This window comes from Actinomycetes bacterium, from assembly GCA_036000965.1.
GTDB lineage: Bacteria > Actinomycetota > CALGFH01 > CALGFH01 > CALGFH01 > DASYUT01.
Genome location: DASYUT010000164.1, coordinates 44,428 through 65,968, shown reverse-complemented (window position 1 = coordinate 65,968; position 21,541 = coordinate 44,428). Strand labels below are relative to the sequence as shown.

Here is a 21,541-nt window from a genome sequence, read left to right as displayed (position 1 = left end):
ATCGGCACCGAGCACATCCTGCTCGGGTTGATCCACGAGGGCGAAGGCGTCGCCGCCAAGGCGCTCGAGTCGCTTGGCATCTCCCTCGAAGCGGTCCGGGCCCAGGTGGAGGAGATCATCGGTCAGGGCCAGACCGCCCCGGCCGAGCACATCCCGTTCACGCCCCGGGCCAAGAAGGTCCTGGAGCTGTCGCTGCGCGAGGCGCTGCAGCTCGGCCACAACTACATCGGCACCGAGCACATCCTGCTCGGCCTGGTCCGCGAGGGCGAGGGCGTCGCCGCCCAGGTCCTGGTCAAGCTGGGCGCCGACCTGCGCCGTGTGCGCCAGCAGGTCGTCCAGGTGCTCTCCATGTACACCGCGGTCGGTGGCGAGGGCTCGAGCGAGGGCGAACCGTTCGGCGAGTCGCCCGAGGCCTGGGCCAAGCGCGTGTCCAGGGAGGGGCCGGTCGAGCTGGTCCGGGTGGTCCCACTGGCCAGGCGGCTGCCGGCATTCGGCGACAACACGCTGGTCCTGCTTGGTCTGGACGTCTGGTCGCGCTGGCTCGAGGTGCGCTGGGCGCTGCTGCCCGGCCTGCCCCTGTCCCGGCTCCCGGCCCGGCTGGCCGAGCTGTCGTGGCGGCTCACCGACGACGTCGGCTCCACCTACGAGGTGCGCGGCAGCGACGTGTTCCACACGGAACCGTCCATCTCGTCGGGCGTGGTCCGGTTCACCCCCCCGCCGCCGACCAAGGCGACCGGGATGACGCTGACCATCTCGGACGGGGACCGCGCCGAGCTGGCCGAGGTCAAGATCCCCTTGGACGGCGGCACCCCGCTCAGCTCGAGCTGACCGTTGCCTCCTCGAGCGGCTTGGCGCGCAGCTCGAGCTGACCGTTGCCTCCTCGAGCGGCTTGGCGCTCAGCCCGAGCTGACCTTCGCCTCCTCGAGCGGCTTGGCGCTCAGCCCGAGCTGACCTTCGCCTCCTCGAGCAGCTGGGCGATGCGGGTGACCCCTTCGACGAGGTCGTCGTCGCCGAGCGCGTAGGACAGGCGCGCGTACCCCGGCGCCCCGAAGGCCTCGCCGGGCACGATCGCGACCCTGGCCTCGTCGAGGATCACCTCGACCAGCTCCAGCGTGCTGGCCGGGGTGCGGCCGCGCAGTTCGCGGCCGAGCACCCCTTGCAGCGACGGGAACGCGTAGAAGGCACCCTGCGGCTCGGTGCACGCGACGCCTGGGATGGCGGCGAGCAGCTCGTGGATGCGGCGGCGGCGCCGGTCGAAGGCGGCCCGCATCTCGGCCGCGCAGGCCAGGTCGCCCGAGACCGCGGTCAGGGCCGCGGCCTGAGCGACGTTGCAGACGTTGGAGGTCGCGTGGGACTGGAGGTTGGCGGTCGCCTTGACCACGTCGGTCGGGGCCACCATCCAGCCCACCCGCCAGCCGGTCATCGCGAAGGTCTTGGCCACGCCGTTGACCACGACGCACCGGTCGGCCAGCTCGGGCACCAGCACCGGCATGGAGTGGAACTGGTTGTCGCCGTACACCAGGTGTTCGTAGATCTCGTCGGTCACCACCCACACGCCGGACTCGGCCGCCCAGCGCCCGATCGCCTCGACCTCGTCACGCGGGTAGACCGCCCCGGTCGGGTTGGACGGCGACACGAACAGCAGGGCCTTGGTCCGGGGGCTGCGTGCCGCCTCGAGCTGCTCGACCGTGGCCCGGAACCCGGCCTCGGCGCCGGTGGGGACCACCACGGGCACGCCGCCGGCGAGGGTGATCGCCTCCGGGTAGGTGACCCAGTAGGGCGCGGGCAGCAGCACCTCGTCATCCGGGTCGAGCAGGGTCGCGAACGCCTCGAAGACCGCCTGCTTGGCGCCGTTGGTGACCAGCACCTGGCCGGCCTCGACCTGGTAGCCGGAGTCCCGGGCGGTCTTGGCGGCGACCGCCGCGCGCAGCTCGGGCAGGCCCGCGGTGGGGGTGTAGCGGTGGTGGCGGGGCTCGCGGCAGGCGGCCGCGGCGGCCTCGACCACGTGGGCGGGGGTGGGGAAGTCGGGCTCGCCCGCGCCGAAGCCGATCACGTCCTCGCCGGCCGCCTTGAGCGCCTTGGCCTTGGCGTCGATGGCGAGGGTGGCCGACTCGGCGATGGCGCCGACGCGCCGGGAGATCCGTGGCATGGGCATGGAGCGGTGAGCCTCCTGGAGCGGCGCGGCGGGTCGGTCAGCGGACCGCTAGCGTGGCACAGTTCCCGGCGCCCCGGCACGCCACCGTTTTGTCAAGGGCAGCGCGCGGTCACCGTGGGCCGCCCGCGCTTCAGGCGAGCGTCCAGGCCCCGGCCGGCCAGGGAGGCGCGGGCGCAGCGGGTACAGTGACAGCCATGACCCGAGCGCCCAGCACCCTCTCCCTCCCGGCCGGGCTGCGCCCGCGCGACGGGCGCTTCGGCTCCGGCCCGTCCAAGGTCCGCCCCGAGGCGGTCGCTGCCCTGGCCAAGGCCGCGCCCACCTACCTCGGCACCAGCCACCGGCAGGCCGGTGTGCGCGACATGGTGGCCAGGCTCAAGGCCGGGCTCGCCGAGCTGTTCGGCCTGCCCGCCGGGTACGAGGTCGTCCTCGGCAACGGCGGGTCCACCGTGTTCTGGGACGTGGCCGCGTTCTCGCTGATCGAGCGGCGCAGCCAGCACCTGGTGTTCGGCGAGTTCTCGGCCAAGTTCGCCGCCGCCGCGGCAGCGCCCCACCTGGCCTCGCCCGAGATCGTCGAGAGCCCCTACGGCACCCATCCCGAGCCCCGGGCCAACCCCGAGGTCGACCTGTATGCGCTGACCCAGAACGAGACGTCGACCGGGGTCGCCATGCCGGTCCGCCGGCTCCCCCGGGCGGACGGGCTGGTCTGCGTCGACGCGACCTCGGGCGCGGGCGGCCTCCCGGTCGACCCGGCCGAGTTCGACGTCTACTACTTCGCCCCGCAGAAGAGCTTCGGCTCCGACGGCGGGCTGTGGGTGGCGATCCTGTCGCCCGCCGCCCTCGACCGGTCCGCGGCCGTGGCCGCGTCGGGCCGCCACGTGCCCGCCTCGCTCAGCCTGCCCGTCGCGATCGAGAGCTCGAGGGCCGACCAGACCCTCAACACCCCGGCCCTGGCCACCCTGTTCCTCTTCGTCCACCAGCTGGACTGGCTGCGCGAGCAGGGCGGCCTGGACTGGGCCGTGAAGCGTTGCGACGAGTCGGCGACGGTCGTCTACGGCTGGGCCGAGGCGCGCCCGTACGCCCAGCCGTTCGTGGCCGACCCGGCCGAGCGGAGCCACACGGTGGCCACCGTCGACTTCGACGAGCGGGTCGACGCGGCCGCGGTGGCCAGGGTGCTGCGCGCCAACGGCATCGTCGACACCGAGCCCTACCGGAAGCTCGGCCGCAACCAGCTCCGGATCGGCATGTTCCCGGCGATCGACCCGGACGACCTGGAGACGCTCACCAGCGCGATCGACTACGTCGTCGAGGCCTTCGGCCACATAGCGTGACATCCGAGAAGGGCTCGGAGCCGCCTGCGGCGACGGGGGGGCTCCATTCCGCCCGGCACGTGCGCCGTGCGGGCAGGCCGCCCAGTGCAACCGCATCCTCATGCTCGAGGCCAAGCCATTCCGCCCGGGCAGGTTCGCGGGGCGGGCAGACCGGAAGACCCGGGGCCGGTCGTCCGGCCCCGGGTCTTCCCTGTCGGCCGCCCCCCGGGCGTCCGGAACCCTACAGGTGCACCACCGGGCAGGTCAGGGTCCGGGTGATGCCGTCCACCGCCTGCACGCGGGCAACCACGAGCTTGCCCAGGTCGTCGACGTTGCTGGCCTCGGCCCTGACGATGACGTCGTACGGCCCGGTCACGTCCTCGGCCTGCTGCACGCCCTTGATCTCAGCAATCTCCTTGGCGACCTGGGCCGCCTTGCCCACTTCGGTCTGGATCAAGATGTACGCCGTCACCACAAGCACCGACCTCCTTGGCTGGGACCCGAGCCGTCGCCCTGGCGCGGTTTCTTGAGAAAAGGGGCACGGCGCCCAATCAATCATCGAGACCTGCGCATGCTACACAAGGCTCCTAAGCATGCCAAGGAATTGTCGCGACCAATGCGGACGGCAACAGACGCTCCCCCGCGCGGCTTCATTCGCCGGGTACGGAGAGGATAGTATCGACTGTCCAGCCGGAACGGGCCGGCTGGGCGTGTCGACCGATCGTGGAGGATCCACATCATGGCGACCCGCCCGAGACTGGAACGCTTCCCTCGGTAGGGCGGCGGTTGTTCGCCGACCGGGCCGAGGCCGGCGACCGGCTGGCCGAGGTCCTTGCCGAGCGTGTCGTCGAACCGGTCGTGATCCTCGGGATCCCGCGGGGCGGGGTGGTCGTGGCCGCCCGGGTGGCGCGCCGGCTCGGGGCGGTCCTCGACGTCGTGGTGCCGAGGAAGCTCGGAGCGCCCGGCAACCCGGAGCTGGCCGTCGGCGCGGTCGCCGACGGGATCGAGGCGGTCGACCACGACGCAGTGCGGCGACTGCGGCTCGACCCGGCCGCGCTGCGGGCCGAGATCGCCCGGCAGCGGGAAGAGGTCACCCGGCGCACCGCCGCCTACCGCGGCGACCGCCCCCCGCCTCCGCTCGCCGGGCGCACCGCCGTCCTGGTCGACGACGGCGTGGCCACCGGCTGGACCTGCATCGCTGCGGCGGGCTGGTGCCGCCATGCAGGCGCGGGCCGGGTCGTGCTCGCGGTGCCGGTCGGGCCGCCGGGGCTCGGGCGCCGGCTCGGCCGGGCCGTCGACGAGGTGGTGGTGCTCGAGACGCCGGAGCGGTACGTCGCCGTGGGCCAGGCGTTCGCCGACTTCCCGCAGGTCACCGACGACGAAGTGCTTGACTGCCTCCGAAAGGGGGAACGACCCCGAGGGTAAGCTGGTGGCCAGGCCCGGCATCGTGGCCGGCAGCACGTGGTGTCACCCTGCACTGGAGGCTTTGCAATGCCGAGCTCGCCCCCACAGGACCTCGACCTCGTCGCCAAGTCCGTCGCGTTCTGCCCCAGCGAGGAGGAGCTGCGGGCCTTCACCGACGCGATGCCGCAGGCCAGGCAGACCAGGTACGGCAACGTCAACGTCAAGACGAAGGTCTTGGCCAGGTCCAAGGGGTCGACCTACATCGTCACCGACCGGCCCGAGGAGCACTCCGACCAGACGGTCAGCCGGGAGGAGGGCGCCCGCATCGCCGCCGTCCAGGACGACTACATCAAGCGCCACGACATGGTGGTGGTCGACGGCTTCGTGGGCCACGCCGGCGAGTACCGCACCCCGGCCCGTCTGATCATCGAGAAGGCCAACTCGAACATCGCCGGGATGCAGCGCTTCCTCTACTACGACCCGGTCGACGACGGCGGCGCGTCCCACGACCCCGAGATCACCATCGTCTACACCCCCAACCTCTCCATGACCGGCTACCCGGACGACCGGGTGATCGCGGTCGACCTCGAGGAGGGGGTGACGCGGGTCCTCAACTCCGACTACTTCGGTGAGTCGAAAAAGGGCGGCCTGCGCATGTGGAACAAGCGGGTCTACGAGGGCGGCGGCCTCGCCATGCACGCCGGCTGCAAGGTGATCCCGACCTCCGACGGCCGCAGGACCATGCTGATCGTCGGCCTGTCGGGCACCGGCAAGACCACCACGACGTTCACCAAGCAGAACGGCTCCCAGGCGGTCCAGGACGACTTCATCGGCCTGTTCCCGGGCGGGAGGATCGTCTCCACCGAGGACGGCTGCTTCGCCAAGACGTTCGCGCTCTCGGCCGAGGACGAGCCCGCCATCCACGGGGCGGTCACCAAGCCCGACGCCTACCTCGAGAACGTCTCCCAGCACGGCGAGGAGATCGACTTCTTCGACGAGTCCTACACCAAGAACGGCCGGGCCGTTTTCAACATGCGCTCGATCGACAACTGGCCGGCCGGCGAGGTACCCGCGGCGTCGTTCCTGCTCATCCTCAACCGCAACGACAACATCATCCCGGGGGTGGCCAGGCTCAACGTCGAGCAGGCGGCCGGCTACTTCATGCTCGGGGAGACCCAGGGCACATCGGCCGGGGGCAAGGCCGAGGAGGGCAAGGCCCTGCGCGTGCCCGGCACGAACCCGTTCTACCCGCTGCGCCACGAGCAGCAGGGCAACCGGCTGGCCGAGCTGCTCGAGTCCCATCCGCTCGAGGTCTACCTGCTGAACACCGGCCGGGTCGGCGGCAACGACGGCGACGACCGCTCCAAGAAGATCCGCATCCCGCACTCGTCGGCCATCGTGAAGGGCATCGCCGAGGGCTCGATCACCTGGGACGGCGACCCGGACTTCGGCTACCAGGTGGCCTCGGCCGTGCCCGGCATCGACGACGAGGAGATCCTGCAGCCGCGCCGGCTGTACGAGCGCCAGCGCCGCATGGACGAGTACCGCAGGCAGGTCGAGCGCCTGAAGGCCGAGCGGGCCGAGTACCTGGCCGGCTTCCCCGGCCTCGACGAGGCGATCGTGAAGGCGGTCACCTGACTGCAGGCGGCGCGCCAGGCGGGCCCGGACCAGGGCCCCCTGCGCCGTCCGGGACCGACCCCACCGAGCCTGGCCTGGTGGCGCTCGGCGAGCCTGGCCTGGTGGCGCTCGGCGAGTTCGGGCTCATCGAGCGGCTGACCGCCGGGGCGGTTCCCGGCCCGGGGGTCGAGGTCGGCGTGGGCGACGACGCCGCCGTGCTCGTCCCCACCCCGGGCCGGCGGCTGGTGGTCACCACCGACGTGGTGGTCGAGGGCCGCCACTTCGACGCCGCGCTGTCCGCCCCGGAGGACTGGGGCTGGAAGGCGGTCGCGGTCAACCTGTCGGACGTCGCCGCGATGGGCGCCGAGCCGCGCTGGCTGCTGGTGGCCCTGACCGTGCCGCCGGCCGCGTCCGTGGCCACCCTCGAACGGGTCTACGCGGGCCTGCGCGAGGCCTGCCAGGAGTACGGGGTCGCCCTGGTCGGCGGCGACACCTCGGGGGGGCCGGTCCTGTCGCTGGCGGTCACCGTCGTCGGCGAGGCCGGGCGGGTCGTCACCCGGTCCGGCGCCCGCCCCGGCGACCGGCTGGCCGTCACCGGACCCCTGGGCGCGGCCGCCGCCGGCCTGGCCCTGCTCCGGCTCGCCCGCGGGCTGGACGACCTGCCGGCTCCGGGTGCCCGCGGGCCCGGCGGCCCACTCGCTCCGGGTGGCCGGGCGCTGGGCCCGGATGCCCGCGAGGCGGCGGGGGAGCTGCTCGCGCGCCATCCCCACCTGGCTGCCGCCCACCGCCGGCCCCGGCCGCAGCTTGCCATGGGGCTGCGCCTGGCCGCCGGCGGCGCCACCGCCATGCTCGACGTGTCCGACGGGCTCGCCGGCGACGTGCTCCACCTCGCCGCCGCGTCCGGCACGGGTGTCGAGGTCCACGACGCGGCCGTGCCGCTCGCCGCCGGGGTGGCCGAGGCCGCGGGCCTGCTCGGCCGCGACCCGGTCGAGCTCGCCCTGGGCGGCGGCGAGGACTTCGCCCTCGCCGCCGCCCTGCCCCGCACCGCCGACGTGGGCGGGGTGATCGACTGCGGCACCTTCACGGGCCGCCCCGACCGCCGCGTGCGCCTCACCGGCGCCGGCGCCGCCCTCCCCCTGGCCGGCCTCGCCTACGACCACTTCCGGTCCTGACCCTGCCGGAGGAGCTCCCACCCGCCGCGCGGAGCAGCGGTGAGGGCCCTCCAGGTGGTCTACCCGCCGCGGAGCAGCGGTGAGGGCCCTCCAGGTGGTCTACCCGCCGCGGAACAGCGGTGAGGCCCTCCAGGTCGTCTACCCCGGGAGCAGGCGGGGAGGGTGCTGTCCGGGTGGTCTACCCGCCGCGGAGCAGGCGGGTGAGGGTGCTGTCCAGGTCGTCGCGGGCCCTGACCACGCTCCAGCCGGAGTCGTCGGGGGGTGGCGGTGCCGTCCCCCAGGAGGCGTCGGGACCGAACAGCAGGTAGAAGTCCCAGTCTGGGCCGTCGTAGCCGGGGAGTGGCCCGGTCGCCCACTTGCCGACCGCGTCCCGCTCGTCCCACAGGTGGACGACCCTGGGGTCGGTGAGGCCGGCCCCGTCCCACTGCGACCGCTCGTCGGCGGGCAGACGGCTGGTCCAGACCGCGTACACCCGCAGCCTGGCGGTGGGATGCTGCTCGAGGATCACCTGCACCGAACCGGCGCCCGCGCGGCACTCGGGTCAGGTGGGGGAGAGCAGCAGCAGCAGCCGCGGGACGCCCTGGTCGGCGTTGAACCGCGCCCGGAGGTCCTCGACCCCCTGGAGGTCGGCCAGGGCGACCGCGGGTGGGCTGGTCTCGCCCGGCGAGCGCGTCACCGAGGGCAGGTCCTTGACGCTGGGAGAGGCTGGGCCGGGCGCCCAGCTCGTGACCCAGCCGGCCACGAGTGCGAAGGCGAGCAGGGTGGCGAGCACGAAGCCGAACCGGCGCCGTGAGCTCATCGACGCTCCCCTCGTCCGCGTGCGGGTCGCCCGCGTACGGGGTCGTCGCGGACCCCGCCAATCTACGTCGGCGGACTCAAGCCGTCCATCGTTCGAGCCGCTACCCGAACGCCAGCAGGACCTTGCCGAACTTGCCGCGGCCGTCGAGGCGCTCGAAGGCGGCGGCCGCCTGGTCGGCGGGGAACTCCGAGTCGATGATCGGCTGGACCCGCCCGGCCGCGAGCTGGGGCACGACCTCGTGCTCGAACGCGCGTACGGCGGTCGCCTTCTCCTCGAGCGGCCGGGCCCGCAGCACGGTCCCGCGCACGGCCGCGCGCCGCTGCATCAGCGCATGCAGCGGCACCGTGGCGTCGCTGCCGGCCGCCACGCTCACCACGACCACGCACCCCTTGGGGGCCAGCGCCTCCAGGTTGGCCGGGAAGTGGGGCGCGCCGACCAGCTCGAGGATCACGTCGGCGCCGGCGCCACCGGTCGCGTCGACCACCGCGCCCGGGAAGGCGTCCTCGCGGACGACCTCGGCGCCCAGGGCCGACACGGCCTCGGCGGCCTCGTCGGAGCGGACCACGGCGAGCGGCCGGGCACCGGCCGCGGCCGCGAGCTGGACGGCGGCAGTCCCCACGCCACCCGCGGCCCCATGGACGAGCACGGTCTCGCCCATGCGCAGGCCGGCCTGGGTGAAGGCGGCGTCGTGGGCGGTGATGAACGCCTCGGGCACGGCGGCGGCGTCGCGCTCGGAGAGCGTGTCGGGCACGCGGGTCACGCAGCGCTCGTGCACGGCCACCCGGTCGGCGAGCCCGCCCCCGCCGACCAGCCCGAAGACCCGGTCCCCGGGCCGCCAGGCGGTCACCCGGGAGCCGCAGGCAAGCACCGTCCCGGCCACCTCGAGCCCGGGGACGTCGGGCGGGGCGCCGGGTGGGGCCGGGTAGCGCCCCTGGCGCTGCTGGCTGTCGGCCGGGTTGAGGCCCGCGTACCTCACCGCCACGAGCACGTCCTCGGTGCCTGGCTCGGGGTCGGGGCGCTCCTGCAGCTCGACGACTTCCGGGCCGCCCGCGCCGGTGAACACCACCGCTCTCACGCCGCCTCCTTCTGCTCCTGAACTGTCCTACCGGGGTAGCAGGTTCTACCATCTTGGCCGGAGCACCCGGAGCCGGACGGCTTGGGGGTCGGAACCCGTCGCACCAGGGAGGCGCGATCCATGGCTGGCAATGCTGAGCTTGGCCTCACGGGGCTTGCGGTCATGGGCCAGAACCTCGCCCGCAACGTGGCCAGGCACGGGATCCCGATCGCGGTCCACAACCGCACCACCGCCCGTACCGAGGAGCTGCTCGCCCGTCACGGCCACGAGGGGCCGCTGATGGGCGCGGCCACCGTCGAGGAGCTGGTCAGCCTGCTGGCCAAGCCGCGCCGCATCCTCATCATGGTCAAGGCCGGGCCGGCCGTGGACGCGGTCATCGACCAGCTCGTCCCGCACCTGGACCCGGGCGACGTGCTGATCGACGGGGGCAACTCCTGGTTCGAGGACACCCGCAGGCGCGAGCAGGCGCTCCGCGAGCAGGGCCTGCACTTCCTCGGCACCGGCATCTCCGGGGGCGAGGAGGGCGCCCTCAACGGCCCGAGCATCATGCCGGGCGGCTCCCGCGAGGGCTACGCGACGGTCGAGCACGTGTTCACCACGATCGCGGCCAAGGTCGACGACGTCCCGTGCTGCACCTACGTCGGCCCCGACGGGGCCGGGCACTACGTGAAGATGGTGCACAACGGCATCGAGTACGCCGACATGCAGCTCATCGCCGAGTCCTACGACCTGCTCGGTCAGGCCCTCGGGCTGGGCGCGGCCGAGCTGGCCGAGGTCTTCGACGACTGGAACCGGGGCGACCTGGAGTCGTTCCTGATCGAGAGCACCGCCAGGGTGCTGCGGCAGGTCGACGCGGCCACCGGCCGGCCGCTGGTCGACGTGATCCTCGACGAGGCCGAGCAGAAGGGCACCGGGCGCTGGACGGTGCGGTCCGCCCTGGATCTGGGCGTGCCCATCACCGGCATCACCGAGGCGGTGTTCGCCCGCATGCTCTCGGCCCGCAAGGACGAGCGCGTCGCCGCCTCCAAGGTGCTGTCCGGACCGGCCAGCGGGGCTCGGCCGGAGCTGGCCGACCGGCTCGTCGACGACGTGCGCGACGCCCTCTACGCCTCCAAGGTGGTCTCCTACGCGCAGGGGTTCGAGCAGATGGCGGTTGCGAGCCAGGAGTACGGATGGGGCGTGGACCTGGGCGCCATGGCCACCATCTGGCGCGGCGGCTGCATCATCCGGGCCCGCTTCCTGAACCGCATCGCCGACGCCTTCCGGGCCGACCCGGCCCTGCGCAACCTGCTGCTCGCCGAGTACTTCCGCGACGCGGCCGCCGGCGCCCAGGAGGCGTGGCGGCAGGTGGTGCGCACCGCGGTCGAGCTGGGCGTGCCGGTGCCCTCCTTCGCCTCCTCGCTCGCCTACTACGACGGCTACCGGCGCGAGCGCCTGCCCGCCAACCTCGTCCAGGGCCTGCGCGACTACTTCGGCGCCCACACCTATCGGCGCATCGACCGGCCCGGCACCTTCCACACCCTCTGGCCGGAGGACGGCCGAGAAGTCGAGATGTAGCCCCAGGCCACGGGCTTGGACAGGTACCTGGCATTGGGCTGAGCAGCAGCTCAGAAGTCCTGCACGTAACTCGAGGCGGCGACCAGGAAGGACTCGCGGAGTTGTAGGCGAGACTCCTGGTCACCCGCTCAGCCCGGCCGGCGTACCCGGTGGTTGACGGGCGGCCGGCCCGATGTGACCGTTTGCTGTGGGTTCGGAGACCCGTCCCACCCCACGCGCGCCGGCCGCCGCGCCGGCCCACGAGCCGGAGGCCGCCGATGGCCGTCACCCAGGACACCGCCCCGCCCGCCGCCGCCAGCTTCACCTCCACCAACCCGGTCACGGGCGAGGAGGTCGGCACCTTCGCGGTCGACGGGCCCGAGGCGGTCGCGGCCGCGGTCGCGCGGGCCCGGCAGGCCGCGGCCTGGTGGGCCGGGCTCGGCTTCGACGGCCGGGAGAAGCGGCTGCTCGCCTTCAAGCGCCAGCTCGCCAGGCGCGCCGACGAGCTGTGCGAGCTGGTGCGGCGGGAGAACGGCAAGCCCCTGGACGACGCCTTCGTCGAGGTCCTGGTCACCGTCGAGCACCTCGACTGGGCCGCCCGCAAGGCGGCCAAGGTGCTCAAGCCCCGGCGGGTCCCGGGCACCCTGCTGCTGGCCAACCAGGCCGCCTCGGTGGAGTACCCGCCGGTCGGCGTGGTCGGTGTCATCGGGCCCTGGAACTACCCGGTGTTGACCCCGATGGGGTCGGTCGTGTACGCGCTCGCGGCCGGCAACGCCGTGGTGTACAAGCCGAGCGAGCTGACCCCGGCGGTGGGCCGCTGGCTGGTGGACGCGTTCGCCGAGGCCGTCCCCGAGCAGCCGGTGCTCCAGCTCGTCACCGGCTTCGGGCCCACCGGCGAGGCGCTGTGCCGGTCGGGCGTTGACAAGCTCGCGTTCACCGGCTCGCCGGGCACCGGGCGCAAGGTGATGGCGGTCTGCGCCGAGCGGCTGACCCCGGTGGTCCTGGAGCTCGGCGGCAAGGACGTGATGATCGTGGACGACGACGCCGACGTGGCCGCCGCCGCCGACGCGGCCGTGTGGGGCGGGCTGTCCAACGCGGGCCAGACCTGCGTCGGGGTGGAGCGCGTCTACGCGACCGCGCCCGTCTACGACCGCTTCGTGGCCGAGGTCGTGGAGCGCGCCCGCCGCGTCCGCGCGGGCGCGGACGCCGACGCCCACATCGGCCCGATCACCCTGCCGGCGCAGGTGGAGACCATCCGGCGCCACCTCGACGACGCGCTCGCCCGCGGCGCCCGGGCGCTGGTCGGCGGGCCGGAGTCGGTGCGCCCGCCCTTCGTCGACCCGGTCGTGCTGGTCGACGTGCCCGACGACGCGCTGCTCATGCGCGAGGAGACGTTCGGCCCGCTGCTGCCGGTCACCCGGGTCGCCAGTGCCGCCGAGGCGGTCGAGCAGGCCAACGCCAACCCCTACGGCCTGGCCTCGAGCGTCTTCGGCCGCAAGCGGGCCAAGGCCCTCGCCCGGTCGGTCCGGGCCGGGGCGACCAGCGTGAACTCCGTGCTCTCGTTCATCGGCGTGCCCTCGCTGCCCTTCGGCTGGGTGGGGGAGTCCGGCTTCGGGCGCACCCACGGTCCCGACGGGCTGCGCGAGTTCACCCGCTCCAAGGCCATCACCCGCCAGCGCTTCCCGCTGCCGTTCGCGATGCTCAGCTTCGACCGGCCCGAGTGGCTGGTCCCGGTCCTGAAGCGGTCCATGCGGCTGCGGCACGGGAGGCGCTGAGGACGCCGGAGGCGACCACTGGGGGTACCCTGAGCGCCGAGCGGGGCCGGGACGGCCGGGCCCACGGCGACGGAAGAGGTGTACGGGTTGCCAGTGCCGGCGCGGGCGCTCACGATCGCCGGCTCGGACTCCGGCGGGGGGGCCGGGATCCAGGCCGACCTCAAGACCTTCCTGGCCCACGGGGTGCACGGCATGTCGGCGGTCACCGCCGTGACCGTGCAGAACTCGGTCGGGGTGCAGGGGTTCTACGAGCTCGAGCCGCGCGCGGTGTTCGAGCAGATCGAGTCGGTGGCGACCGACATCGGCGTGGACGCGGCCAAGACCGGCATGCTGGCGTCGGCGGCAATCATCGAGGCGGTCGCCGACGCCTGCGAGCGGTTCTCGGTCGGGAACCTGGTGGTGGACCCGGTGGCCGTGTCCAAGCACGGCGACCCGCTGCTCCGCCCCAAGGCGGTCGAGGCGATCCGGGACCGCCTGGTCCCGCTGGCGACCATCATCACCCCCAACCTGGGCGAGGCCCGGCTGCTCACCGGGATCGAGGCCCGGGACCGGGCGGGCATGCAGGAGGCGGCCGCCGCCCTGCACGACCTCGGCCCCCGCTGGGTGCTGGTCAAGGGCGGCCACCTCCGCGGGGACGAGGCGGCCGACCTGCTCTGGGACGGCCGGGAGGCGACCTGGCTCACGGCGCCGCGCCTGGCCACGCCCCACACCCACGGCACGGGCTGCACGCTCGCGTCGGCCATCGCGGCCAACCTCGCCGTGGGCCTGGACGTGGCCACCGCCACCAGCGCGGCCAAGCGCTACCTGAACGGCGCGATCGCTGGCGGCTTCCCGCTCGGCAAGGGCATCGGCCCGACCGACCACGCCTGGCGGTTCCGGGCCGCCGGGCTGCTGCGCCCAGGCGGCCCGAGCCACCCGACGTCCGCCTCCTGGCCCTACGGCCCCAACCCGTTCGAGGGCTGAGCCCATGGCCAAGCGCTGCGATCAGCTGGTCGCCCGCGTCCTCGTCGTCCACGACGGCAAGGTGCTGGCCGCGCACCACCGCCACCCCGACGGGGACGAGTTCTGGTGCCTGCCCGGCGGCAAGGCGGAGGCGGGAGAGCGGCTCGAGGACACCGCTCGGCGGGAGCTGCAGGAGGAGACTGGCCTGCCCGTCGGCCTGGCCGGCGTGGTCTGGCTCCAGGACCTGCCCCAGCGCCACCGGTTCGAGGTGGTGTTCGCGGGCTGGCTGGCCGCCGGCCACGACGGCGTCCTCACGGTCGAGCCTGAGCGGCACACGGCGCGCGACCGGCACCTGGTGGAGATCGCCTGGCGCCGGCCCGAGGAGCTGCTGGCAGAGGACTTCCGGCCCGCCAGCCTGCTCAAGGCCCTCGACCTTGGCAACCTGCCCGAGCTGCCCCGCCCCGAGGCCTGACCCGCCGGCTGCCGGCTCGGACACCGCCGACCTCCCCCGCTAGGGCGGCTGGCCAACCCGTCACCCTGGGCGCCTTGAGTCGACGCGGCCGCCCCGTCAGGTCACAGCGGAAGGCCCGCCTCCAGATGGACCAGGCCGGCGTCCATGAGCGCGAGGTAGTCTTCGGTCGTCGCATGGTCCCCCGCCGTGTACCACGCGCTGATCCCCACGCCGATCACCGCGCCGGCCAGGGTGCGCACGGCCGGCTCGTCCGCAGCACGCCCGACCCGCTCGGCCACGACCTCGGCGATCAGTTGGAGGTTGCGGGCGAACTCGTCCACCATCCTGGCGCGCAGCTCGGGCACCGAGCGGATCAGCGCGTCGCGTTCCCGCTGCACCCCCACCTCCTCGGGGGGCAGCTCGGCGAACACCGCCTGCATCGCTCCCCGCAGGGCCTGGATCGGGCTCAGCTCGGCCGGCTGTGCCCGGAACGCCTCGAGGAGCGCCGGGTCGAGGGCGTCGTACAGCACGACGTCCTCCTTGGTCGGGAAGTAGCGGAAGAACGTGCTGGGTGAGACCTCGGCTGCCTCGGCGATCTGCTCGACGGTAGTGGCCTGGTAGCCCTGCTCGCGGAACAGCCGCAGCGCGTGCTGCTGGATCGCGGCCCGGGTCTTGGCCTTCTTGCGTTCGCGCAACCCGACCGCTGGTCGATCATCCTCGGACAACGGCCTCATCCTCCAATGCTGCTGGCTCGGCCTGCGTTGCCGCTGCTGCGGCGGCCCGCCCGGGCAGGAAGACCAGCGCGAGGACGATGCCTGCCACCGCGATGCCGGCGCACACCCACAGCATGACATCCATGCCGTCCACGAAGGCGGTGCGCACCGAGTGCAGCAGCGACACCGAGCCGAGTTGCTGGGCGGCCGCGACCCCGGCGAAGACGCTGTCTCGCACCGCGTCGGCGACTCGCGCTGGCACGCCGGCCAGGTGCAGCTGCCCCTGTAGGTGGCGTTGAGCACGCTGCCCAGGATCGCCGCCTATCAGCGGGAGCAGCCGCAGGCCGCTGCCCATGGCGTCGGTCCCCAGGACGGCCTGGAAGTACTGCGGTGCGGTGAACAGCACGCCGAACAGCGCGAAGATCCCGACCGCCGCCAGGATCGTGCCCCAGGTGAAGCTGGTGGAGCGGAACAGGCCCAGGTCGACCAGCGGCTGCCCGGCCGGACGCCGGCCGAGCCGGCGCTCCCAGGCCACGAACCCGACCAGGAGCAGCGTCCCGGCGATCATGGCGGTCAGCGCCATGGTGTCGCCCCAGCCGTGCTGGCCCGCCTCGATCACGCCGTAGACCAGCACCGTCAGGCCGGCGCTGGAGGACAGCACCCCGACCGGGTCCAGCCCGGCGCGGGTGGCGCTGCGGGATTCCGGCAGCAGCACGATGACGGCGAGCAGCCCGACCAGGACCACGGGCACGTTGATGAGGAACGCCCAGCCCCACCAGTAGTTGGTGAGCAGCCAGCCGCCCAGGATCGGCCCGAGCGGCAGGGCCAGGAAGTTGGCGGTGGCCCAGACCCCGACCGCCGCCGGCGACTGCAGCCCGTGGCAGCCCATTAGACGACCCAGACTTCGGAAGGAACCGACATGGCCAACACTGTCCCTCAGCCCGGATACGCTTCGGTGAACGGACTCAAGATGTACTACGAGATCCACGGCAGCGGCCGGCCGCTGGTGCTGCTGCACGGCTCGTTGTCGGCCATCGAGACTTCGTTCGGCAAGCTGCTGCCGGACCTTGCCAAGACCCGGCAGGTCATCGCCGTCGAACAGCAGGCACACGGGCACACCGCCGACATCGACCGCCCGTTGACCATCCAGCAGATGGCCGACGACACCGCCGCCCTGCTGCGGCAGCAAGGGATCGACGAGGCTGACCTCTTCGGCTATAGCCTGGGAGCCGGCATCGCCTTGGCGATCGCCATCCAGCACCCAGATCTTGTGCGGACGCTCGGGCCCATCAGTATCCGCGCTCGGCGCGGCTGCGATGGGCGATCACCAGGAGGTGCTCGTCCACCCAGGAGACGTCGGGGCCGGGCAGGCGGGCGAGGAACGCGTCGATCGCCACGGCCAGCTCCTTCGGCGGGTAGAGGGAGAACGTCGAGTAGTGGCGGCCCTCGGCCTGGGCCCGCAGCCGTTCGCGGGTGCTCGTCCGCGGGTGACGGAAGGTCCTCATGCCGGTGAGCACCAGGCCCCTGGTGCTGCTGACGGCGGCCCGGAGCTCCCGCTCGCTACGCAGGCGCTGCTCGTGCTCGGCGAAGCCGGGGAAGTAGCGGCCCCAGATCGTCCGCGCGTTCTGCTCCGGGGTGCGGGTGTAGATGAAGAGCTGGCCGCCTGGCCGCAGCACGGGGACGACGCCAGCCAGGAAGCGGCCCAGGTCGAAGTGGTGGACCGAGTTGAACGAGGTGGCCAGGTCGAGGCTGCCGCTGCGAAGCGGCAGCTCCTCCGCGGTCGCCAGCAGCGGCGCCACCCAGCACGGGCCGCGGTTGCCGGCCTGCAGCTCAGCCAGCATGGCGGCGGAGACGTCGCTGGCGATCAGCAACGAGCCCTCGGGCAGCAGGGTGCGCAGGAGCTTGGAGTACCGCCCGGTCCCGCAGCCGATGTCCACGCCGGTGACGGGGCGGTCGGGCAGGAGCTGGCGGATCCTCCGCACGGGCGCCTGGTCGGTCGTGCGCAGCGACTCGTAGACGGGGGCAACCTGTCCGAAGTGATCGCGCAGGGTCAAGGTCCGCACCTCCTCACGCTGATTCCGGCCACGGCTCGGGTCGGTTCGTGACAGCATGCGCTTGCCTTACTCCGTTCACACGCCGTACAGCTCGGGGCGCTCGCGAGTGGCACCCGGCCGGTGGGCAGGAGGTCATCACGGCGCTCCTGGCGGACCTGGAGCCGGCGGCAGCCCAGTCAGCAGGCCAGCGACCGCTCAACCACCCAACGGAGGCGACCCAGCTCAGAGGATTGATCCCAGCGGGCCGGACCGGACGAACCCGATGAGCCCGTCTGCCGGGCACTCGGCCCGGTGGTGCCCGGCGGCGGGTCTGCGCACCGCCGGGCGGTAGGAACGGGTCAGGGAGGCGGGTTGCTTTCACATTCGTTGACCCCGTGGGCCTCCGGCCGGTGATGGCGCAGGGTGGCGTCGGCTGGGCGGCGCCATGCTGCCCGAGGTATCCGGTCGCGATGGCTCGCGCCACCCTTGGTCGGCAGGTCACCGGTGTGTTGCGCGCGACGCATCGTCATCGCCAGGCCCTCGAGCGAGTTCGTTCAGCCGTCGCTTGATGAACCGCCGCTCGGGCTCCTGCCGGGTCAGTTCGAGGGCACGCTGGTAGGCGGCGCGTGCGTCGGGGGTTCGCCCCAGCCGTCGGAGGAGGTCGGCTCGTGCAGCGTGCGCCAGGTGGTAGGTGTCGAGCTGGCCGCGCGCGAGGATGGCATCGATCAGCGCCAGGCCCGACGCCGGCCCGTCGCGCATCGACATGGCAACCGCCCGGTTCAGCTTGACCACCGGCGAGGGGTCCGCCCATGCCAGGAGGTCATACAGCCCGACGATCCGATGCCAGTCGGTGGCCTCGGCGGTGGGCGCCTCCGCGTGTGCCGCGGCGATCGCCGCCTGGAGGGCATAGGGACCGATCCGCCCCGACGAGACCGCCCGCTCGAGCAGGACGGCCCCCTCGGCGATGCGCTCACGATCCCACAGCGAGCGGTCCTGGTCGGGCAGGAGGATCAGTTCGCCGTCGGCGGAGGTGCGCGCAGCGCGGCGGGAGTCCTGCAGCAGCATCAGCGCCAGCAGGCCCAGCGCCTCCGGCTCCGGGAGGAGCTCGACGAGGAGCCGGCCAAGGTGGATCGCCTCGTCGGCCAGATCGGTGCGCACCACCGAGTCCCCCGATGCGGGCGCGTACCCCTGGGTGAAGACGAGGTAGACGACGTGCAACACCGTCTCCAGGCGTCCCGCCAGCTCGGCGCGCGGCGGCACCTCGTACGGGATGCGCGCGGCCCGGATCTTCGCCTTGGCGCGCACGATGCGCTGGGCCGCCGTGGGCGGACCCGTGAGGAAGGCGCGGGCGATTTCCTCGGTGGTGAGGCCGCACACCTCACGCAGCGTCATCGCCACTTGGGCGTCGGGCGACAGGGCCGGATGGCAGCAGGTGAAGATCAGCCGCAGCCGGTCGTCCTCGAGCATCTGGTCATCCCGGTCGGTGGGGTCAGCGGCCCGATCATCGAGTCGGGCGGCGAGCTCGCCGAGTGCTGCGTCGAATCTGGCGCGTCGCCGGAGCCGGTCGATCGCCTTGAAACGGCCGGCCGACACCAGCCAGGCACGCGGGTTGGCAGGCATGCCGTCTCGCGGCCATTGCTCCATCGCTGCCGTAAAGGCGTCTTGCAGCGCCTCTTCGGCGAGGTCGAAGTCGCCCAGCAGGCGGATCAGGGTGGCCAGGACCCGGCGCGACTCGGATCGGTAGAGGAGCTCGATCCGCTCCCGCAGCTCGGTGGCCACGCCGTGGCTCACCGAGCCGAGCGCTCGCGCCGGAGGTCGATCACGGGGCGCACCTCGATGCTCCCGATGCGCGCGCTCGGGATCCGCCCGGCGATCCGGATCGCCTCGTTCAGGTCGCAAGCCTCGATGAGCACGAACCCACCAAGCTGCTCGTTCGTTTCGGCGAATGGGCCGCCGGTCGCCGAGAGCTTGCCGTTGCGGACCCGCACGGTCGTCGCCGCTGCGACGTGGTCCAGCGCCTCCGCCAGGATGAGCTGGCCGCTCGCTTGCAGCTCCTCGTTGTTGGCGAGGACCTCGTCGATGAGGGCGTCGAGCTCGTGTTGCGGCATGACATCCAACTTGGCCTCATCCCCGTACACCAGGCAGAGGTACCTCATCGCGGCCTCCTCGGCACCGAAGGGATCCTGAGCGTCAGGTGGTCGCCAAACTAGGCCCAGATCGACGCCCCGACCGCAAGGCGGTCACCAGCATCGCCGGCGCTCCGAAGCGCGAAGGCTTCCTGGCGCGACCTGTCGATTTCGACCCGGGTCGCGCGACAACCTCACGACGGGGCGACGGGATGGCGGCTGGCCGTGGGTCATGCACCGCAGCGTGCTCCCGTTACGGCAACCTTCGGAAGGAGAACCGGACATGAACGTGGTGAACAGGGTCACATCGAGCGACGGGACCTCGATCGGGTTCGAGCGATCTGGCGCCGGTCCGGCGCTCATCCTGGTGGACGCCGCCGGGAGCTACCGAGACTTCCGTCCCCTCCGGGCGCCGGTGGAGCTGCTGGCAGCCGACTTCACCGTCGTCACCTACGACCGCCGAGGCCGAGGCGCAAGCACCGACACCCAGCCCTACGCGGTCGAGCGTGAGGTCGACGACCTCGCCGCGCTCATCGCCGACGCCGGCGGGTCGGCCTTCGTGTACGCCGTGTCCTCTGGTTCGCTGCTCGCCCTGCACGCCGCCGCGATTGGTCATCCTGCCGGGCGCTGGCCACATCGGACCATTGCTGCAAGCCGCCCCCGCCGTGGTCGAGCTGGTCACCGCCTTCTGGCGCGACCCAGCCACGACGGTCGCCCACCACCAAGGGGCCACAACACCCGCATCCCGGCCGCCAGCGGCCTGAGCACGGGCACCAGGAGGTTGCGGCGACCTTCCGAGCATCCGGTCGCTGCCCCGACCGTTGTCGCCGGCATCGCGCTGTCGTGGCTGGGCCTGGTCATCCACAACCTCGCCGAACTGACCGGCCAGGCGCGGCTGGGTCCGCAGACCGTCGTGCCGACGGCGGTGTCCCTGCTGCTGGCCGCCGGCTGGCTGTCGCCGGGGCGGCGGGTCGCGGCCTGGCTGCTGCTGGGCTGGGGATGGCTGCACGCGATCGGCGGTGGGCTGCTCAGCGTGCTGTCGGTGCCGTGGTGGCCGTACCGGCCCGAGCAGTCGCTGCGCCACTACGCCGTCCACGCCCTGTACGGGGTGCTGCAGGTGCCGCTGCTGATCGTGCTGACCCGGTACCTCCGCCGCCTGCGGGCCGCCGGTGAGGTGACGGCTCGGTGAGCGCGGCGCGCCGGCCGGCCACGCCGGCGGGTCGACAACGTCCTGCCGCTGGCCGGCCCGGGTGCCCGGTTCCTGTTGTGGTGCTTCCAGTGGCCACCGCGGCGACTGGACCGCTGGATGGGCTTGGAACCGATCGCGCCGGGCGAGGTCGACCAGCGCTTCGGCCACGCCTTCACCATCCAGCGGATCGTCGGCACCGACACGCCACAGCCGTGGCGGCTCATCCCCGGCTTTGCCGCGTACCTGATGACCCGTGCTCACTGAACGAGACGGCCCTGTGCTTCGCCGCAATCCGCCCTTCACTGATTGCGGTGCCATGTCACGGCTCAGCGCGCCCGAGGACATCGTCTGGGGGTGCCGTACCGAAGGCGCCGCAGCTACGTGATGCTGTTGCGGTGCGCGAACGCGCTCGGCGTCGTCCGAGCGGTCCAGCCGGCCGGTCGAGGTCATCGACGCTTGGATCCCGTAGTGCTCAGCCAACCCACGAAGCGCCTGGGACACCCTTCGGCCTTGAAGACCGGGGCAAGCGCGGGGTAGCTCGCGGCATAACTTGGCGAGCATGAGCCTGGGGAGCATGGGCCAGGCCCACGGGTGATCATGCGTGGATGTTGACGCCAGCATGGGCCCGTGCGGCCCTCTCCCATCCTTGCTTCCCCATCCTTGCTTCACCGGGCTCTCCCGGCAACACCTCGGCGCCCTGATCGCCGAGTTGGCTGGCCCCTGGACCGCCGCGCACGAGGGCGCCTTGCGCCAGCGCCGTGGCCGTGCTCGCCAGCGTGCCGCCGGCGCCGGCCCCAACCTGAAGCTCGGCTTGTGCGACCGGATCCTGGTCACGTTGGTCCACCTGCGGTTCCAGCTGCCCCACCAGGCCCTGGCGGTGCTGTATGAAGTGGACCGCTCCACCATCACCCGCGCCATCCACGAGATTCGGCCGCTGCTGGCCGGGCGTGGCTTCGCTGTCCCCGGCGGGCTTGGCCTGCGGCTCAAGACCCTGGCCGATGTGTTCGCCTACGCCGCCGCCTGGACGCAGGCCCGCGCCAAGCAGTCCTCCGAGCGGATCTGCATCGAGCACGCCATCGCCGAGCACAAGCAGTGGCGGTCGCTGCAGCGCTACACCGGGCGGCGGGAGTCCTACGCCCAGACCCATCTGGCGATCGCGGGCCTGGTCTCCGACCGGGCGGCCCGCCGCCGCTGATCGACGATTCAGCCCGACCGGTCAGGCTGGCACGCCCAATCTCAATCGCGCA

At 73.0% G+C, this 21,541-nt stretch carries 21 protein-coding genes and 2 pseudogenes; 13 read left to right on the top strand and 10 right to left on the bottom strand.

Going from position 1 to position 21,541, the window contains the following annotated elements; translation table 11 throughout:
• Nucleotides 1–480, top strand: a pseudogene (locus VG276_14960) (Clp protease N-terminal domain-containing protein).
• Between the two features lie 457 nt (nucleotides 481–937).
• Here the strand turns inward: VG276_14960 and VG276_14955 are convergent.
• Nucleotides 938–2,155: a pyridoxal phosphate-dependent aminotransferase gene (locus tag VG276_14955; protein HEV8650659.1), complete on the bottom strand. Its 1,218-nt coding sequence runs from the start codon at nucleotides 2,153–2,155 to the stop codon at nucleotides 938–940.
• 194 nt (nucleotides 2,156–2,349) lie between these two features.
• On the opposite strand from VG276_14955, the gene serC reads away from it, so the two are divergent.
• Entirely contained in the window at nucleotides 2,350–3,483 is a 1,134-nt protein-coding gene (gene serC / locus VG276_14950) for a phosphoserine transaminase (protein ID HEV8650658.1), read from the top strand.
• 220 nt (nucleotides 3,484–3,703) lie between these two features.
• Here the strand turns inward: serC and VG276_14945 are convergent, their stop codons facing one another.
• Nucleotides 3,704–3,937 (bottom strand): Lrp/AsnC ligand binding domain-containing protein, encoded by a 234-nt coding sequence (locus tag VG276_14945; protein HEV8650657.1) that lies wholly within the window; start codon nucleotides 3,935–3,937, stop codon nucleotides 3,704–3,706.
• A 311-nt stretch (nucleotides 3,938–4,248) separates the two neighbouring features.
• On the opposite strand from VG276_14945, the gene VG276_14940 reads away from it, so the two are divergent.
• The 3 genes from VG276_14940 (at nucleotide 4,249) to thiL (ending at nucleotide 7,655) form a co-directional block, all read left to right on the top strand.
• Nucleotides 4,249–4,887 carry a phosphoribosyltransferase family protein gene (locus tag VG276_14940; GenBank protein HEV8650656.1) on the top strand — a complete coding sequence of 213 codons (639 nt, stop codon included), beginning with the start codon at nucleotides 4,249–4,251 and terminating at the stop codon, nucleotides 4,885–4,887.
• A 66-nt stretch (nucleotides 4,888–4,953) separates the two neighbouring features.
• Nucleotides 4,954–6,504, top strand: a complete 1,551-nt coding sequence (locus VG276_14935; GenBank protein ID HEV8650655.1) for a phosphoenolpyruvate carboxykinase — start codon at nucleotides 4,954–4,956, stop codon at nucleotides 6,502–6,504.
• Between the two features lie 77 nt (nucleotides 6,505–6,581).
• Nucleotides 6,582–7,655, top strand: coding sequence for a thiamine-phosphate kinase (thiL, locus tag VG276_14930; protein HEV8650654.1), 1,074 nt, complete (start codon nucleotides 6,582–6,584; stop codon nucleotides 7,653–7,655).
• Between the two features lie 178 nt (nucleotides 7,656–7,833).
• Here thiL and VG276_14925 read toward each other — a convergent pair whose 3' ends face one another.
• The 3 genes from VG276_14925 to VG276_14915 form a co-directional block, all read right to left on the bottom strand.
• Nucleotides 7,834–8,169, bottom strand: coding sequence for a hypothetical protein (locus VG276_14925; GenBank protein HEV8650653.1), 336 nt, complete (start codon nucleotides 8,167–8,169; stop codon nucleotides 7,834–7,836).
• Nucleotides 8,170–8,196: 27 nt separating this feature from the next.
• Nucleotides 8,197–8,454: a hypothetical protein gene (locus VG276_14920; GenBank protein HEV8650652.1), complete on the bottom strand. Its 258-nt coding sequence runs from the start codon at nucleotides 8,452–8,454 to the stop codon at nucleotides 8,197–8,199.
• 100 nt (nucleotides 8,455–8,554) lie between these two features.
• Complete coding sequence (locus VG276_14915) at nucleotides 8,555–9,529, bottom strand: zinc-binding dehydrogenase (GenBank protein HEV8650651.1); 975 nt, start codon at nucleotides 9,527–9,529, stop codon at nucleotides 8,555–8,557.
• Nucleotides 9,530–9,649: 120 nt separating this feature from the next.
• On the opposite strand from VG276_14915, the gene gndA reads away from it, so the two are divergent.
• The 4 genes from gndA to VG276_14895 all read left to right on the top strand — a co-directional run bounded on the left by gndA (nucleotide 9,650) and on the right by VG276_14895 (nucleotide 14,254).
• Nucleotides 9,650–11,086 carry an NADP-dependent phosphogluconate dehydrogenase gene (gndA, locus tag VG276_14910; GenBank protein HEV8650650.1) on the top strand — a complete coding sequence of 479 codons (1,437 nt, stop codon included), beginning with the start codon at nucleotides 9,650–9,652 and terminating at the stop codon, nucleotides 11,084–11,086.
• A gap of 257 nt (nucleotides 11,087–11,343) precedes the next feature.
• A complete protein-coding gene (locus VG276_14905) occupies nucleotides 11,344–12,840 on the top strand; it encodes an aldehyde dehydrogenase family protein (protein ID HEV8650649.1) in 1,497 nt (498 codons plus the stop codon).
• An 87-nt stretch (nucleotides 12,841–12,927) separates the two neighbouring features.
• Complete coding sequence (gene thiD / locus VG276_14900; GenBank protein ID HEV8650648.1) at nucleotides 12,928–13,803, top strand: bifunctional hydroxymethylpyrimidine kinase/phosphomethylpyrimidine kinase; 876 nt, start codon at nucleotides 12,928–12,930, stop codon at nucleotides 13,801–13,803.
• Between the two features lie 4 nt (nucleotides 13,804–13,807).
• Nucleotides 13,808–14,254: an NUDIX hydrolase gene (locus tag VG276_14895; GenBank protein ID HEV8650647.1), complete on the top strand. Its 447-nt coding sequence runs from the start codon at nucleotides 13,808–13,810 to the stop codon at nucleotides 14,252–14,254.
• A gap of 101 nt (nucleotides 14,255–14,355) precedes the next feature.
• On the opposite strand, the gene VG276_14890 is transcribed toward VG276_14895, so the two are convergent.
• Together VG276_14890 and VG276_14885 are read right to left on the bottom strand one after the other, a co-directional pair.
• Entirely contained in the window at nucleotides 14,356–14,967 is a 612-nt protein-coding gene (locus tag VG276_14890) for a TetR family transcriptional regulator (GenBank protein HEV8650646.1), read from the bottom strand.
• Nucleotides 14,945–15,835, bottom strand: coding sequence for an MFS transporter (locus VG276_14885; protein ID HEV8650645.1), 891 nt, complete (start codon nucleotides 15,833–15,835; stop codon nucleotides 14,945–14,947). The genes VG276_14890 and VG276_14885 overlap by 23 nt, the downstream gene beginning before the upstream one ends.
• Before the next feature lie 30 nt (nucleotides 15,836–15,865).
• Between VG276_14885 and VG276_14880 the strand changes: the two genes are divergently transcribed.
• The gene (locus VG276_14880; protein ID HEV8650644.1) at nucleotides 15,866–16,459 is read left to right on the top strand and encodes an alpha/beta hydrolase; all 594 of its coding nucleotides are present in this window, start codon (nucleotides 15,866–15,868) and stop codon (nucleotides 16,457–16,459) included.
• Nucleotides 16,460–16,604: 145 nt separating this feature from the next.
• On the opposite strand, the pseudogene VG276_14875 reads toward VG276_14880, so the two are convergent.
• From VG276_14875 to VG276_14865, 3 genes and pseudogenes are all read right to left on the bottom strand, one after another.
• Nucleotides 16,605–17,057: pseudogene (locus VG276_14875) on the bottom strand (class I SAM-dependent methyltransferase).
• Between the two features lie 420 nt (nucleotides 17,058–17,477).
• Complete coding sequence (locus tag VG276_14870; GenBank protein HEV8650643.1) at nucleotides 17,478–18,758, bottom strand: RNA polymerase sigma factor; 1,281 nt, start codon at nucleotides 18,756–18,758, stop codon at nucleotides 17,478–17,480.
• Between the two features lie 8 nt (nucleotides 18,759–18,766).
• Nucleotides 18,767–19,135: a YciI family protein gene (locus VG276_14865; GenBank protein ID HEV8650642.1), complete on the bottom strand. Its 369-nt coding sequence runs from the start codon at nucleotides 19,133–19,135 to the stop codon at nucleotides 18,767–18,769.
• A 253-nt stretch (nucleotides 19,136–19,388) separates the two neighbouring features.
• Here VG276_14865 and VG276_14860 point away from each other — a divergent pair, with 253 nt between their 5' ends.
• From VG276_14860 to VG276_14850, 3 genes are all read left to right on the top strand, one after another.
• Nucleotides 19,389–20,294 (top strand): hypothetical protein, encoded by a 906-nt coding sequence (locus VG276_14860; GenBank protein HEV8650641.1) that lies wholly within the window; start codon nucleotides 19,389–19,391, stop codon nucleotides 20,292–20,294.
• Between the two features lie 117 nt (nucleotides 20,295–20,411).
• A complete protein-coding gene (locus VG276_14855) occupies nucleotides 20,412–20,558 on the top strand; it encodes a hypothetical protein (GenBank protein ID HEV8650640.1) in 147 nt (48 codons plus the stop codon).
• Between the two features lie 355 nt (nucleotides 20,559–20,913).
• Entirely contained in the window at nucleotides 20,914–21,489 is a 576-nt protein-coding gene (locus VG276_14850) for a transposase family protein (protein ID HEV8650639.1), read from the top strand.
• Nucleotides 21,490–21,541: the final 52 nt, after the last annotated feature.

Coding starts and splice junctions, on each gene's coding strand:
- VG276_14955 (HEV8650659.1), bottom strand. CDS start 2,155: ATGCCCATGCCACGGATCTCCCGGCGCGTCGGCGCCATCGCCGAGTCG.
- serC (HEV8650658.1), top strand. CDS start 2,350: ATGACCCGAGCGCCCAGCACCCTCTCCCTCCCGGCCGGGCTGCGCCCG.
- VG276_14935 (HEV8650655.1), top strand. CDS start 4,954: ATGCCGAGCTCGCCCCCACAGGACCTCGACCTCGTCGCCAAGTCCGTC.
- VG276_14920 (HEV8650652.1), bottom strand. CDS start 8,454: ATGAGCTCACGGCGCCGGTTCGGCTTCGTGCTCGCCACCCTGCTCGCC.
- gndA (HEV8650650.1), top strand. CDS start 9,650: ATGGCTGGCAATGCTGAGCTTGGCCTCACGGGGCTTGCGGTCATGGGC.
- VG276_14905 (HEV8650649.1), top strand. CDS start 11,344: ATGGCCGTCACCCAGGACACCGCCCCGCCCGCCGCCGCCAGCTTCACC.
- VG276_14895 (HEV8650647.1), top strand. CDS start 13,808: ATGGCCAAGCGCTGCGATCAGCTGGTCGCCCGCGTCCTCGTCGTCCAC.
- VG276_14890 (HEV8650646.1), bottom strand. CDS start 14,967: ATGAGGCCGTTGTCCGAGGATGATCGACCAGCGGTCGGGTTGCGCGAA.
- VG276_14885 (HEV8650645.1), bottom strand. CDS start 15,835: ATGGGCTGCCACGGGCTGCAGTCGCCGGCGGCGGTCGGGGTCTGGGCC.
- VG276_14880 (HEV8650644.1), top strand. CDS start 15,866: ATGGCCAACACTGTCCCTCAGCCCGGATACGCTTCGGTGAACGGACTC.
- VG276_14865 (HEV8650642.1), bottom strand. CDS start 19,135: ATGAGGTACCTCTGCCTGGTGTACGGGGATGAGGCCAAGTTGGATGTC.
- VG276_14860 (HEV8650641.1), top strand. CDS start 19,389: ATGAACGTGGTGAACAGGGTCACATCGAGCGACGGGACCTCGATCGGG.
- VG276_14855 (HEV8650640.1), top strand. CDS start 20,412: ATGGGCTTGGAACCGATCGCGCCGGGCGAGGTCGACCAGCGCTTCGGC.
- VG276_14850 (HEV8650639.1), top strand. CDS start 20,914: ATGGGCCCGTGCGGCCCTCTCCCATCCTTGCTTCCCCATCCTTGCTTC.